General features: G+C 65.0%; 11 protein-coding genes. 4 read left to right on the forward strand and 7 right to left on the reverse strand.

The window, feature by feature from the left end; all coding sequences use genetic code 11:
- The first annotated feature begins 215 nt into the window (after positions 1-215).
- Together AWB66_RS10120 and AWB66_RS10125 are read left to right on the forward strand one after the other, a co-directional pair.
- On the forward strand, positions 216-1,982 hold the full coding sequence (locus AWB66_RS10120; protein ID WP_087630155.1) for a cyclic peptide export ABC transporter: 1,767 nt from the start codon (positions 216-218) through the stop codon (positions 1,980-1,982).
- A 219-nt stretch (positions 1,983-2,201) separates the two neighbouring features.
- Entirely contained in the window at positions 2,202-3,953 is a 1,752-nt protein-coding gene (locus AWB66_RS10125; RefSeq protein ID WP_087630156.1) for a methyl-accepting chemotaxis protein, read from the forward strand.
- A gap of 618 nt (positions 3,954-4,571) precedes the next feature.
- Here AWB66_RS10125 and AWB66_RS10130 read toward each other — a convergent pair.
- From AWB66_RS10130 to AWB66_RS10160, 7 genes are all read right to left on the reverse strand, one after another.
- On the reverse strand, positions 4,572-5,588 hold the full coding sequence (locus AWB66_RS10130) for an ABC transporter substrate-binding protein (protein WP_087630157.1): 1,017 nt from the start codon (positions 5,586-5,588) through the stop codon (positions 4,572-4,574).
- Complete coding sequence (fhuF, locus tag AWB66_RS10135; RefSeq protein ID WP_087630158.1) at positions 5,585-6,382, reverse strand: siderophore-iron reductase FhuF; 798 nt, start codon at positions 6,380-6,382, stop codon at positions 5,585-5,587. The genes AWB66_RS10130 and fhuF overlap by 4 nt, the downstream gene beginning before the upstream one ends.
- Positions 6,379-8,472, reverse strand: a complete 2,094-nt coding sequence (gene fhuB, locus AWB66_RS10140; RefSeq protein WP_087630159.1) for a Fe(3+)-hydroxamate ABC transporter permease FhuB — start codon at positions 8,470-8,472, stop codon at positions 6,379-6,381. The genes fhuF and fhuB overlap by 4 nt, the downstream gene beginning before the upstream one ends.
- Positions 8,469-9,311 carry an ABC transporter ATP-binding protein gene (locus AWB66_RS10145; RefSeq protein ID WP_087630160.1) on the reverse strand — a complete coding sequence of 281 codons (843 nt, stop codon included), beginning with the start codon at positions 9,309-9,311 and terminating at the stop codon, positions 8,469-8,471. Before AWB66_RS10145 ends, fhuB begins: the two co-directional genes overlap by 4 nt.
- On the reverse strand, positions 9,308-10,330 hold the full coding sequence (locus AWB66_RS10150) for a TauD/TfdA family dioxygenase (RefSeq protein WP_087630161.1): 1,023 nt from the start codon (positions 10,328-10,330) through the stop codon (positions 9,308-9,310). The genes AWB66_RS10145 and AWB66_RS10150 overlap by 4 nt, the downstream gene beginning before the upstream one ends.
- 27 nt (positions 10,331-10,357) lie before the next feature.
- Complete coding sequence (locus AWB66_RS10155; RefSeq protein WP_087630162.1) at positions 10,358-10,618, reverse strand: MbtH family protein; 261 nt, start codon at positions 10,616-10,618, stop codon at positions 10,358-10,360.
- A gap of 95 nt (positions 10,619-10,713) precedes the next feature.
- Positions 10,714-11,382 carry an RNA polymerase factor sigma-70 gene (locus AWB66_RS10160; RefSeq protein ID WP_087630163.1) on the reverse strand — a complete coding sequence of 223 codons (669 nt, stop codon included), beginning with the start codon at positions 11,380-11,382 and terminating at the stop codon, positions 10,714-10,716.
- 814 nt (positions 11,383-12,196) lie between these two features.
- Here AWB66_RS10160 and AWB66_RS10165 point away from each other — a divergent pair.
- Positions 12,197-13,375 carry a ParA family protein gene (locus AWB66_RS10165; protein WP_087630164.1) on the forward strand — a complete coding sequence of 393 codons (1,179 nt, stop codon included), beginning with the start codon at positions 12,197-12,199 and terminating at the stop codon, positions 13,373-13,375.
- Positions 13,376-13,489: 114 nt separating this feature from the next.
- On the forward strand, positions 13,490-14,347 hold the full coding sequence (locus AWB66_RS10170; protein ID WP_235021070.1) for a ParB/RepB/Spo0J family partition protein: 858 nt from the start codon (positions 13,490-13,492) through the stop codon (positions 14,345-14,347).
- The last annotated feature ends 314 nt before the right edge of the window (positions 14,348-14,661 follow it).

The following is a 14,661-nucleotide window of genomic DNA, read 5'->3' on the forward strand; positions in this document are numbered from 1 at the left end:
GCAGGAATTGCGGCTTCATTTGGGATGACGAATCGCGCGGAAGAATTTTTACCGTTTTCTTCGCGGCATCCCGCGCGAGCCCATGACAGCGCGATTTCTGCGCGCTACCCGCGCGTCGTCTTTGATGAAGTGCTAAACATTCGCCGCGCCCAAACGTCTATCGAGAAGGAGGTGCATTCCCGCGCCCGCTCTTTCCTTCCAGTGACCCATTGCCGATGACCGTTGCCCACGAGCGTTCCGACGCCCCGTATTCCTCCCGTTCCGCCGCGCCGCCCAAGCCCGCGGCGCACCTGATCCTCGCGCTGCTGCAACGCTCGCGCGGCGCGTTCGCCTTCGCGCTCACCGCGTGCGTGCTGAACGGCATCGCGAGCGTGATGCTCGTCGCGACGCTCAATCGCGCGCTCTCGCAGCCCTCGTCCGCCGACAGCGCGCTCGCCTGGCGCTTCGCGCTCTGCGCGATCGTCGCGCTCATGACGCGCGTGATTTCCGGCGTGCTGTTCGCGCGTCTCTCGCAGGACACGATGGCGCAGTTGCGCGAGCACGTCGCGCGGCGGGTGGCGGCGGCGGAACTGCGCGATGTCGAGCGCATCGGCGCGGCGCCGGTGCAGTCGGTGCTGACCGACGACGCCACCAACGTCTCGATGCTTTTCTTCGCGCTGCCAAACATCGTGATGCACGGTTCGATCGTGTTCGGCTGCCTCGGGTATCTCGCGTGGCTGTCGTGGCCGGTGTGCCTGCTCGCGCTCACGGCGATCGTCACCGGCTCGCTCGGCTATCACACCGGCGACAAACGCGCGATCGCCTCGCTGGAAGCGGCGGGCAAGGCGCAGGACAAGCTCTTCGGTTACCTCGGCGCGCTCTTCGCGGGCGCGAAGGAGCTCAAGCTGCATCGGGCGCGTTCGCAACAGTTCGTCGAGGGACAACTGGGTGCGGCGATCGGCGAGGTGCGCGACCATCGGCGCCGCGCGTTCAGCGCCTATGCGGTCGGCGTCGGCTGGATCATCTTCCTGTTCTATGCGTTTCTCGGCGCGGCGGCGTTCTGGCCGTCGCTGGGCGTGCGCGCCGATACGCCCGCGGCCGCCGGCTACGTGATCGTGTTCCTGTTCATGCTCGTGCCGCTCGACGGCTTGCTCAACAACCTGCCGACGGTGAATGCGGCGCGCGTGTCGCTCGACCGGATCGAAAACGTGATGAGCGAATTCGGCGACGTCGCTGCGACGCCGCCGACGCCGGCCGAAGCGCGCGCCGCGCATGCGCCCTTCTCGACGCTCACGCTGCGCGGCGTCACGCATTCGTATTTTCATGAACGCGACGAGCGCATGTTCCGCATCGGTCCCGTCGATCTGACGTTCCGGCCGGGGGAACTGGTGTTCATCGTCGGCGGAAATGGCAGCGGCAAGACCACGCTCGCGAAGGTGCTGACGGGTCTTTACGAGCCGGAAGGCGGCGTGATCGAAGTCGATGGCGCGCCGGTCGGGGCGAACGAGCGCGCCGCGTATCGCGAGCGCTTCACGGCGGTGTTCAACGACTTTCACCTCTTCGATGCGCTGCTCGGCATCGTCGATCCGAACGACGCGTCGCACGCGGACGCCGACGCGCGGGCCAATGCGCTTGTCGCAAAGCTCGCGCTCGATCACAAGGTGCAGGTCGTGGACGGCGCGTTCTCGACGCGCGCGCTATCGACGGGGCAGAGAAAACGCCTCGCGCTCGTGATCGCGTATCTGGAAGACCGGCCGCTCTATCTCTTCGACGAATGGGCCGCCGACCAGGACCCGGCATTCAAGGCGGTGTTCTACGAACAACTGCTGCCGGAACTGCGCGCGCGCGGCAAGACGGTGATCGTCATCACGCACGACGACCGCTATTTCCGGCTCGCCGATCGCGTGCTCAAACTGGAGAACGGGAAGGTGGTGAACGAAACGTTCGGGGCCGGTGCCAGGCTGGCGGTGATAGGCGAAGCGGGGAACGGGACGGTGGGGTGATAAGGAAGAAAGTTGGCTTGGTATCACTGAAATATTTAAATACGTTCTTTCCCATCAATTAGGGACAGCTTAATATATCCAATGTTCAAGGGTTTCCCACTATGTAGAACGCCGCATGCCGAGCCGTCAATCCTGATGCATGAGACCGGAAGCTTGACCCCTTAAAGATCGACCGATCCCCGGCAAGCGCCACTCCTCATGCAGACAAGGAGATTAAATATGAAGTCCAGCAAAATGTCTGTGAAGGCAAAGCTCGCGATCGGTTTCGGCGCCCTCGCGGGCGTCGTGATCGTCGTGTCCGGCATGGCATTGAAACAACTGAACGACGCCAACGAACGCTTTTCGGACTTTGTCGAAGGCATCAACGCACGCGCCGAGTTGGCTGGATCGATCCGCGCGGCAGTCAATGACCGCGCGATGGCGGTGCGCAACCTCGTGCTCGTGACGACGCCCGAGAGTGTCGAGCACGAAAAGACGGCCGTGATTGACGCCCAGCAACGGGTGCAGACCCGTATTGCGGCGTTCAACGCATTGGTGGCCCAGGCTACCGACATGAGCGACAAGGCCCGCAGTTTCGCGGCTGAAATTCCGCGAATCGAAGCGCTATATCAACCAGTGGCCCTCGACATCTTCCGCCTTGCGACGAGCAACCAGCGCGAGGCGGCCATTGCGGCAATCGATGCCAAATGCAGGCCCTTGCTTTCGGCGTTAATCAAGGCGACCAACGACTACGGGGATTTGACCCACGATCGTGCGACGCTGATGGTTCAACAGAGCGGCGCTGACTTCGTCACTCAGCGCAATCTTCTGAGCGGCATCGCGCTGGCCGCTGTTGCGATAGCGGCGATAGCCGGCATCTTCATCACGCGGGACCTTTTGCGCATTCTGGGCGCCGAGCCGTCCGTGCTCGGCCAGATGACGCAGCGTGTCGCCGCCGGCGATCTGAGCCCTGTTCCCGGTGCGGCGCATGCACCTGCGGACAGCGTGCTCGCATCGATGGGCGAGATGCAGGCGAGCCTGGTACGGCTGATCGGTCAGGTCCGCCATGCCGCCGACGGTATCGCAACTGGCTCCCGCGAAATCGCATCGGGCAACGTCGATCTGTCTGCGCGGACTGAGCAGCAGGCCGCATCGCTGGAGGAAACGGCCGCGAGCATGGAAGAGCTGACGTCGACGGTGAAGCAGAACGCCGACAATGCGCAGCAGGCACGCTCGCTGTCGGCCAGCGCGTCCGAGGTGGCCCTCAAGGGCAACGAGGTGGTCGGTCAGGTCGTCGATACGATGGGTGTCATCCACGGAAGCTCCGCGAAGATCGCGGACATTACCGGGATCATCGAAGGGATCGCCTTTCAGACCAACATTCTCGCGCTCAACGCGGCCGTCGAGGCGGCACGCGCGGGCGAGCAGGGTCGCGGATTCGCGGTGGTCGCGAGCGAAGTGCGCAGCCTGGCGCAGCGGTCGTCGAGTGCGGCGAAGGAGATCAAGGACCTGATCGGCGCATCCGTGCAGATGATCCAGAACGGGTCGTTGCTCGCGAACGAGGCGGGCAAGACGATGTCGGAAGTCACGCATGCGGTCTCGCGTGTGACCGACATCATGGGCGAGATTGCGGCTGCATCGACGGAACAGAGCCGGGGCATCGAGCAGGTCAATCAGGCCATTACGCAGATGGACGAAGTCACGCAGCAGAACGCCGCGCTGGTGGAGGAAGCGGCGGCCGCGTCGAAATCGCTTGAGCATCAAGGGCGGCAGCTGAGCGAGGTGATTTCGTTCTTCCACCTGGATTCCGATGCGAGCGCGTCCGCTTCAAAAGAACCGGCATCGCCGGAGAAATTGCCGGCGCCTCGCGCGGCGGCCGCGCGGCCGGCGGTCAGGAAAGCCATGGTATCCGCCCGGCCGGTGGCTGCGCTGGCCTCCATGCCGGGCGTAATAGGAAAAGCAGGCAACGACAGCGGCTGGGATACGTTCTGAGTGCGATGGCCGGCATGGCGATGCGATGTCGAGCACGCGCCATGGCCGGCACCTGGGGTTCTCGGATCGCGACGAGCACGCGTCATAGCGGGACCTCGTGACAACGTTCGTCTCGCTCATGCGCCGCACACCGGTACGCGCTCAACGTCTTAAAGCGATCGCGCAAGCGACGGATTCCCCCGATTCTTTGATGACACTTGCGTTGTCGTTCTTCCACACGTCGTGTGGAGAAATGACTGCGCAGGAGTCCCAAGGTTCTCCTACCTTGCCGTTCGCGACATTAAGCAGGTCGTGCAACGCGCTGCACTGTTCACCCGCCCCCCTTCCTCGCGGCTCTACTCATCTAGAAGCCTGAAGTTTCACTTTGAACGATATGCTCTATCCATGAAGCTTTCTCTCTTAGCCTGCGTTGACTTGCTGGTCGAAGCTTGGACTGTTCTTTCATAGAATTAACGTGAGCGTCCCTTAGCGGATTTGGGTCGACTGATGGTCCACATGATCGCGAGGTGACAGCGGTTAATTCAGTTTGATCATGTCAGATCAATAGTTCGGGCGGAATGTCGGAACGTGCGCGTTGAATGGTCAAAACGGGACACTGCGCCATAATTCGACTGAAATTCACCTTCCTTTAGCCGCCGGCAATGCCAGCAACTTGTCGGTGATCATGTCGGCCAGACGCAACGCCGACATCGGACCGCCAAAGCCCCAGATATTCGGCTCAACGAGCGATACGCGCCCTTCCCTTCGCGCCGGCACGAAGCGCCAGACGGGCGAATCGAGTTTTGCGTCGACCGGCACGTCCGCGCCCGTCGACGTGATGAACAACACCGCCACATCCGGCCGCTTCAGAAAATCCGCCGACGTCAGATAGACCGTGCCTTCTCGCGTCGGCGTGGACGGCCAGAGGTTCACGCCCAGCGCGCGCGCCACGCCCGCCGCCGTGCTGTTGCCGGTGTAAGCCCAGTAGCGGTCCGGCAGGCCGAGTTCCTGCAACAGCGCGAACTGCGCGCCTTGTCGTCCGGCCGCGGCGAGCCGTTCGGCGTCGCGGGCGAGACCCGCGTCGAGTTTCGCCTCGACCGCGCGCGCTGCCGTCTCGCGTCCGGTGAGACAAGCCATCGTGCGGAAGATGGTGCGCGTCCAGTCGAGCTGGGTCGCCGCCGGGTCGCCCTTTTCGACGTCCGGGCTGAACTGGAAGAGCACCGTGGGCGCGATGCGGTCCAGCGCGTCGAAGATCGGCGCATGCCGGTAGCCCACGCCGACGATCAGATCGGGCCGCGTCGCGGCAATCGCTTCGAGGCTCGGTTCCTGGCGCGTGCCGACTTCCGGCACGCCCTTGAAGCGCGCGCTGTCATAGCCGATCCAGCCGGCGTAATACTGCGGATCGACGACGCCGACCGGCGTCACGTCGAGCGCGGCGAGATCCTCGGCGAACATGAATTCGAGCACGACGATGCGCTTCGGTTTGATCGGCATCGTCCGGCTGGCCTGCGACACCGTCGGGTTGCTCGCAAGCGGCGCGCATTCGCGCGCGTTCTGCGTCGGGTTCGCTACCGGCTCGGCGGCACGCGCCACGCCGCTCGCGAGCGCCGCGCAGGCAAGCGCGATCGCGATGCCCGCATGCGCCGCGCGTTTCATCGGATGACGTCCTGCAGCGCGAGTTCGTCGTCGCGCATCGTCAGCAGTAGCGGGCAGCTTGCGCACAGTTGCGTCTCTCCTGGAATCTCATAGCGCACGCAGCACACGCGGCGCGCGCGAAACGGGTTCGGCAGCAGCGCCGAGCGCGGCGTCGTTTCGCGCACCGGCATGCGCAGCGGATTGGGTTCACCTGCGGCATCGACGGGACCGAAAAGCCATGCCGCGTCGTCGTCGCGAACGCCGGGCGGCGGCGGACACTGGCCGAGCAGATAGTCGAGCAGATTGCCGACGTTGCTCCACAGCACGCGCGGCGCGATCTTCGTCATGCCCGCGAGCATCCCGATCACGCCATGCAGATGCGCGATCAGTCCGGCGTAGCGGAGCGCGGGATCGTCGACGGGATCTTTCAGCGCATCGGCGGGAAAGTGGAGCGCGGCCGGCATGCCCGCGCGCAGGACGAGCTGCGCACGCTCGGGCGACATGTCGAGCGGACGGCGCAGCAGCCGCGCCGCGACGACGCCTGCCGGCGCGGCGAGCCCGAAGTAATACTTGCTCCACTGCGACAGCAGCGCGCGCGCGTGCAATTCGGCGTCGCCGCCAAAGTGGCCGGCCATCGCAGCGAGCAACGCGTCGCGATGATCGCCGAGCGACGACAGCGGGATGCGCACGGCATCGTCGGCGGCTTTGTCGGCATCGTCGGGCACGCCGAGCCACACGTGTTCCAGGTAAGGCGCGATCGCTGCGGGCGCGAAATCCGCGAGACGTGGCGCCGCGCGCGCTGGCGCGTCGTTCATCGTGCGCTCCGCTTGTCGCGCCGGGTTTCCGTCACCAGGAGCGCGAGCAGATACGGCGCGCCGATCAGCGCGGTCAACACGCCCGCCGGAATCTCGCGCGGCGCGAGCAGCGTGCGCGCCGCGACATCCGCCGCCGCCAGCACGAGCGCGCCGAGCGCCGCCGCGAGCCAGAGGCGCGTGCCGTGCGTGCGCGCGCCGAGCATACGCGCGAGATGCGGCGCCATCAGTCCGATAAAGCCGACCGGCCCGACCGCCGCCACCGCCGCGCACGCCGCGAGCGTCGCCACCGTCAGGACGAGCGGACGCAACACGGCAACCGGCAGGCCGAGCGCGACGGCCTGATCGTCGCCGAGCGCGAGCAGATCGAGCGGACGCGCCAGCAGCACGAACACCGGCAGCGCCAGCACGCACCACGGCACGAGCATCGCGACTTCGCCCCAACTGCGTCCATACGTCCCGCCGATCAGCCACACGACAAAGCGCGCCGGCTGCACGCTTTGCTGCGTGATGAGCCATTGCGCGAGCGTCGTCCACAGCGTGCCGATCACGATGCCCGTCAGCGCGACCGCGAGCGGCGCGTACTGGTGCCGCCGGTTGAACAGCAGCGTGAGGACGAGCGTCGCGCCGCCGCCCGCGAGCGCGGCAACCGCGAGCATCGAATGACCGGCGAGCGGCCAGATCATCAGCACGACGAGCGTCGCGAGACCGGCGCCCTGCGTCACGCCGAGCACTTCCGGTCCGGCAAGCGGATTGCGCACGATGGTCTGCATCAGCACGCCGCTCGCCGCCAGGAGCGCGCCCGCGAGCAGCGCACATAGCAAACGCGGCACGCGCAGGTCGAAGAGCATCCGCGCGACGTCGTCGCGATGATCGAGCATCGCGAGCCAGCGGCCGGGGCCGATCCACGTTGCGCCGAGCGACGCACCCGCCGCCACCAGCGCCCCGCCCGCCGCGAGCAGGATCATGGCGAGCGCCGGCCACGGCAGCGCCGCGAGCGCCCGGACGATACGCGTGCCGCCCGCCGCCGGGGCGCGCTCCTGTCCGGCATGCAGCACGCCCGACCACGCCGCGCCGCTGCGGATCATCGCGAGCATCAACGGCGTGCCGATGAACGCAATCGCGACGCCCGTCGATAAAGTCGAATCCAGGTCGAGGGCGAGCACGGCGCTGTCGGTTGCCAGCACCAGTGCGCCGCCCGCGAGCGCCGCGAGCGGCACGAGCGCGCCGAGCTTCGACGCCTTCGCGCCGCGCACCTGTCGCAGCAGGTTCGGCGCGATCAGGCCGACGTAGGACAGCGGCCCGGCGATGCTCACCGCGACGCTCGCAAAACCGACCGCGACCGCCATCGCGGCGAGGCGCGTCGCGTCGACGCGCACGCCGGCGGCGGCGGCCGCGTCGTCGCCGAGTGCGAGCGGATCGAGCGGCCGGATCACGCACGGCAGCGCGACGAGCGGCACGGCGACCCAGCCGAGCGCGGTCTTCAGGCCCGCGGCGCCCGGTTGATACAGGCTGCCGCTCGCCCACAGCGAAGCGCCGACGACCGTCTGTTCGAAGAACGCGAGCAGGAGCGTCGTGATCGCGGAAAAGAGCAGCATGCAGACGCTGCCCGCGAGCACGAGCCTGAGCGGCGTCGCGCGCCAGCCGCCCGCCGCGGCCGCGACGCAGCCCGCGGCGCCGAGGCCGCAGACAAAAAGCAGCGGCACCGAAGCGACGCCCACGAGCGACGGCGCGATCATCGCGGCGACGAGGCCGAGTTGCGCGCCGCCCGTGATTCCGAGCAGATCGGGCGAGGCGAGCGGATTGCGCGTCATCGCCTGGAAGAGCGCGCCGGCCACCGCGAGACATCCGCCCGCGACGAGCGCCGCTACGATGCGCGGCGCGTTCAGGTCGAAGAGAAAGATGCCGGCGAGTTGCCTTGCATCGGTGCCGGCGGGCGCGGCGAGCCAGGCGTGAATGTCGGGCGCGAGACGCAGCGCGGCCAGCGCCGCGATCAGGAGGACGAGCGCGGCGCCCAGCGTGCCCACGCGATTCGGCGCGGCGGCAACCGGCATTTCGCGACGCAGCCGCCGGCGGGTGGCGAGCGTCGTCATGCGGCTTTGCCCGATTCTTCCGCGATCAGCGCTTCGCCTCTCGCGGGCGCGCCGTCGTAAGCCGGGACGCACATCGGCGCGCCCGTCTGCGGATGCGCGATTCGCAGCATCGGCACGCCGAAGGTGTCCTGCAAATGCCGCGGGTCGAGCATCGCTTCGGGCGAACCCTGCGCGACGATGCGGCCTGCGCGCATCAGCACGATGTCGTCGCTGAAGGCCGCCGCTTGGTTCAGGTCGTGCAGCACCCAGACGATCGTCAGGCCGCGCTCGCGGTTCAGACGCCGCAGTTCGCGCAGGATGTCGAGCTGATGGTGGATATCCAGATAGGTCGTCGGTTCGTCGAGGAGCACGATCGGCGCCTGTTGCGCGAGCGCCATCGCGATCCACGCGCGTTGCCGCTCGCCGCCGGAGAGCGCCGCGACATCGCGCGACGCGTCTGTCGCGAGACCGCTGGCCTGAAGCGCTTCGTCGATGGCCGCGTGGTCCGCGCGCGTCAGCCCGCGCAGCCAGCCGCCGTGCGCATAGCGCCCGTAGGCCACGAGTTCGCGCACGGTCAGGCCCGCCGGAATCTGGTTGAACTGCGCGAGCATCGTGAGCGTGCGCGCGAGCGCGCGGCGTCGCAGACTTCCGAGCGGCGCGCCGTTCACGTCGACCTGCCCCGAGCGCGCGGGCTGCAATCCGGCGAGCGTGCGCAAGAGCGTGCTCTTGCCGCAGCCGTTCGGACCGCACAGCGCGGTGATGCGCCCGCCCGCGATCTGCAGGTCGAGCGAGTCGAGCACGACGTTGTCGCGATAACCGACCGTGAGCGCACGGGCGGCGAGTGCGGCGCGAACGGTCATCGTTGCGCCGTCCCGTCGCGCTCGGGCTGCTCCCGATAGCTCTTCGCCATCGCGACGACGACCTTGCGCGGACCTTCGAACGGATCGCGCGCATGCGCGGCGAGCATGTTGTCGAGCATCAGCACGTCGCCGGTCAGCCACGGAAACACGACGCGCTCCTGATCCAGCACGCCGCGGATTTCGGCGAGCGCATCGGCTTCGAGCGATTCGCCGTCGCCGTAGTACACGTTGCGCGGCACGTTTTCCAGACCGACCGCATCGACGAGCGCTTCCTGCATGTCTTCGTCGAGCGCGGACAGGTGAAAGAGATTCGCCTGGTTGAACCAGACCATCTCGCCCGTGCGCGGATGGCGCGCCACCGCCTGGCAACGCTCCTCGGTGCGCAGCAGTAGCTCGCCGTCGTCGCTTTCGCGCCAGGCGCACGCGATACCGCGCGCCGCGCAGATGCGCTCGACTTCGCGCGGATCGGCCGAGCCGAAGGCCTGCTCCCACGGCAAGTCCAGACCCTGCCCGAAGTTGCGCACGTAGCGCAGTTCGCGCTTCGCGAAGCGCGCGACGAGCGCGGGATCGAGCGCGCGATAGATCTCGCGGCTGTCGGCGATCGGCGTCGCGCCGCCCGAGCGCGCGGCGAGCGCGCAATGAAACCAGATGCGCATTGGCCACTCGCGCGTGTACGACTGTTCGTTGTGCAGCGGAATCGAGCGGTGCGGCGGATATTCGGTCGACGTGTAGACGGCGCCCTCGACCTGGCTGCGCGGCGTCGACGCGAATTCGTAGCCGATCAGCGGATCGCCGAACGAGGCGGCAAAGCGCTGGAACGCCTCGATCGACTCGACGCGAAAGCCGGTGAACAGCACGCCGCCGGCGCGTTCGAGCGTATCGCCCACGATCGCTTGCAGAAGCGGCGCAGCTTCGGTGAGCGACAGGTCCGCGCCCGCGCGCGGCGCGACGACGGTCGGCAAGCCGGGTTCGATGCGCAGGTCGCCGAGCGCGGGCGGTGCGACGGAAAGTGGGGTCATGCGAAGTCCTCGTGTCGGCGGCGACCGTCAGGACGCGCGGGTGTTGTGCGCGGCGTCGTCCATATGGCGGCGCAGGCTCGCGGGACGCATGTCGGTCCAGACGGTTTCGATGTACGCGAGGCAATCGGCCTTCGGGCCGCGCACGCCCGCTTCGCGCCAGCCCGCTGGCACGGCACGGAAAGTCGGCCAGATCGAGTACTGTTCTTCGTCGTTGATGACGACGGTGTAGACGAGATCGTTTGCTTCGTTTGCGGCGACTGCGGTCGTAGATGGTTGGGCCTGGGTCATGGTCGGTGGCTTGGTCGGTTTGGGATTCAATGGGAGCGGCCGCGCGCACTCTGAACGCCGCCTTCATCGAATAGACGTTTGGTGCGCGCGCTTTTTTACCGGCGACGGGCGCGGCCGCCGAGAAACGCAGGACAGGCGACGTTGCGGTCGCAGGCTTCGAGGCAGTCGGCGCAATGTTTTTGCGCGTCGCGGACCATGAAGTGGACGAGCGTCTGCGACACGTTCAGCGCTCGCGCCGTGCTTTGCAGCGTTTCCTCGGAGAGCCGCACCATCTCGAACGCGGTCCGGCTTCGCGCCGGCAATTGCGCGAGCGCGTCGCAGACGCGGCGCAGCGTATCGCGCGCCTGCACTTTGGCTTCGGGCGTAAGTTCCTGCGAGGGCACGTCGAGGCCGTCTTGCTCGTCGGCGTGATAGGTGTTTTCGAGACTCTGCCGGCGACAGGCGTCGATCGACGCGTTGCGCACCATGCGCGCGATGTAGCCCATCGGCTGGCGCACCGCATCCTGCCCGGCAAAATCAATGAGCTGGACGAAGACGTCGTGGACCACGTCCTCCGCCCGGCTCGCGCAACCGACGAAACCGCGCGCCACGTTCACTAGCATTTGCCGGTTCGCAATGGCGACGTCGAGCAGAGACGGCTGGGCTTTCGGCGACGCCTTGTCCGGAGCCGGGCGCCAGAATTCATGCCGCGCGGTGATCAGCGGCGGTCGCGGTGAAACGGCAGGACGTTTCGAAGGTGCGAACGGGGCGCGCATCTGAGACATGAAGTTGCTCCACAGTCGAAGGACAATCCGCAACTTAACGTAAACGCGAATCATTCTCAACTTTGATGCGGTGGGTGCGGGTTTGGACGTGCGCGCTTCTTTGGGTGGCGTGCTTGCTGTGCAGGGAAAGCGCACGATTCGCGCTTGTGGGCGGAATCGGTGGTGCTCTTTCGGTCGGGCTCCAGCATCGGGTCTGGCAGCTTGCGCCGCATGGTCGATGCGAGCGCGGCGCCGATAGGTTCGGCCTGCGGCTTATCGAGAAGACTTGCCAGCGGTGTCCCGAGGGCACGATGTAACGAAAATAACAGATACCGTGCCGATCGCGACGATTTGACAAACTAGTCCCGAAATCGTCAATGAGGCATCAAAACCCAACGCAGAAAACGCACCCGTCGACACAGCTCCGTGAAACATGTTTAGAATGATCGGGCAACATATTGATTTTTAACGATTTTCTAGATTCGTAGAAAAATATCGGTTGTTTCACGGCTTGCTGGACGGCGGGGGCCTCAGGCATGTCGGAGGCCTCGAACGTGCCGCGTCGGAAGGTCTCGAGTCCAAGCGTCGACGCCGTATTGGAAGCCATCCAAATTCATTGTCCGGCATCCAAACTCGGCGCGTAAACCGCGCGTTTACCGCGGACGGGAGGCAAAATCCCGCCCAAGCGCCGCCGCCGGCCGCGTCGCCGCCGAAACAACACTTCAGAGTTTACTTGAGGTTTACCGGTTCGACGTTTATTCTTCGGTTTGCAGCATCTTCCACACAAACCGAAGAATTATTTGCTTACCCAGGCCCGCCAGTGACTGCGAATTCCATGCTAAGCGCTCGGCTTCCCGAAGTCGACCAATCCGTTTCGATAGAAACGCTCTTGGGAGTGGCTGCCCAAGCCACTGACATCCTCAACCAGATTCGCGATGCGATGCTGGAACCGTATCCGCGAAAGAATGCGCCGACCTACACCAGTTCGCAGGTCGCGTCGCTTTGCGGCCTGGACAAGCAGCGCTTCCAGTATCTCACCACGAAGGGCGAACTGCCGCCGGGAACGTCGAAGGGCGCTGGTCGGAGCAAGGAATTCACGCTGGCGGAAACGCTGACGTGGGTTCACGCCACGTCCGAGCGGCCAAGACGGCCTCCGGGTAAACGCGGACGCATCGTGACGGTCGCCAACTTCAAGGGCGGCGTGGCGAAGACGACGACGGCCGTATCGGCCGCGCAGGCGCTGACGCTCCTTGGCCGCCGGGTGCTCGTGATCGACTGCGATCCGCAGGGCACGACCACGCAGCTGTGCGGCTGGGCACCCGACGCCGAAATTTCCGACGACCAGACCCTGCTGCCGCTCATCTATGGCGACCAGTCGACGTTACATTACGCGGTGCAGGAGACCTACTGGCACAACCTCGATCTGATTCCGGCGTCGTCGTCGCTGTTCGACGCGGAGTTCGAGATCCCGGCGAAGGTTCTCAACGACAGCACGTTCGAGTTTTGGGAAATCGTGCGCAAGGGGCTGATGCCGCTTGCTGCGGAGTACGACGTCATCGTCATCGATACGCCGCCTGCGCTCAGCTACCTCACGATCAACGCGCTCCTCGCATCCGACGCGATTCTGCTCCCCTGCCCGCCTGAGGCGCTTGACTTCGCCAGCTCGACGCAGTTCTGGCACCTATTCGCCGATATTGCCAAGAAACTGCCCGGCGTGCTGGAGCAAAAGCGCTTCGACTTCGTCAACGTCATCATGACGAAGGCCAAGTCTGACGACGTCTCTCGCGTCGTTCGCGGGTGGCTGCAGAAGGCCTACGGAGATCGAGTGCTGCCTTTCGAGATACCCGAATCGACCGTTCCTAAGGGCGCATCGGCGCAACTTTCCACGGTGTACGACCTTTCAAAACCGGATGGAAGCACGGCGGCATACAACCGTTTCAAGGAACCGCTTGATCGGCTGGCGGAGCATCTGGACGCACAGTTCGTCCGCTCGTGGAATCAATCGGAGGATTAAATGGGCATCGGGGACAGACTACTCGCCAAGACGGCGAACATTGGATCGAGGCCAGCGGAATCAACTCCGCCAAAATCGAACGACTCGGAGCCTCGGACGTCACCGGGCCGGTTAATGGATGCACAGAACCGCATCAACTCCGCGCACGCCCGGATAAAGGAGTTGGAATCCCAACTCGAGGAAAAGGCAGCGCTCGAAGTCAGTCTGGATTCACTCGTCGAGGTGAACGGACGCCGCCGCAAACTGACGCCGGAGCAGTTCCAGGAACTCAAGAACAATCTGGCGCAGCACGCGCTCGCGACGCCAATCCTAGTGCGCACCCTTCCGGATGATCGGTTCGAAATTGTTGCCGGCCACAATCGGGTGGCGGCCTATCGCGAATTGGGTCGCAAAAGCATCCGGGCGAACATTGCATCGATCGAAGAAGGTGAAATCGAGTTTGCAGCTTTCTTTTCGAATCTACTATCGCCGTCGCTAACGGACTTCGAAAAGTACTGGAACTTCAAACGGCTGCAAGAGATATCCGGGTTGTCGCGTGCCGAGATTTCGGAAAGCGCGGGCTTGAGCAAAAGTCACGTCACGCGAATTTTTTCGTTCGACGCGCTGCCTGACGCTGCGAAGGCCGCGCTTGCGGAGAAGCCGGAACGACTGGGAAGCAACGCCGCACAGAAGCTCGCGGCTTTGGCAGAGTCCGGGAAAGCCGAGAAGGTCGTCGAGGCCATCCGCAGGCTGGTGGACGACGAGAGCTTTACGCAGGATCGAGCAGTAGCGCTTGCGACGGAAAAACTTCGCACGACCGTGACGGCGCCAACCGTCATCAAGCGGGGAAAGCGAAAGGTCTGCGAAGTGTCGGCTCGCAGTGGCGTTGTCGGCGTTCGTTTTTTCGAAAAAGATGCGGCGGAAGCTGAATTGTGGGCCCAACGCATCACCGACTTCATCAATCAATCTCTCACTGACGCTGCGGACGACTGAGTGCCTAGTAGGTTTTGAATGAAATCAGAGACTTAGTAATCACCCAACGCCGTACGGAATTCGAACCTAGTAGAGTTCTCTTAAGAATCAATCAGTTATGAGATCTAGGAAAGATTAGCCATGTAGCCAAACCCGCTTCAGAAAGACAAAAGCCTTCGGCGCCAACCGAAGGCTTTTGAATATCGGGCTTAACTGTCGTTCGCCCGTTACGCTTCCCGACGCCAATCGGGTCACGAGTGCACACCTCGAAGTGTAGCGAATAGCGTTCGCCAGTCAAGCGTTTGACTTCCATTTTTTCAGAAATGGACGACTGG

This window comes from Caballeronia telluris, assembly GCF_001544495.1.
Taxonomy (GTDB): domain Bacteria; phylum Pseudomonadota; class Gammaproteobacteria; order Burkholderiales; family Burkholderiaceae; genus Caballeronia; species Caballeronia telluris.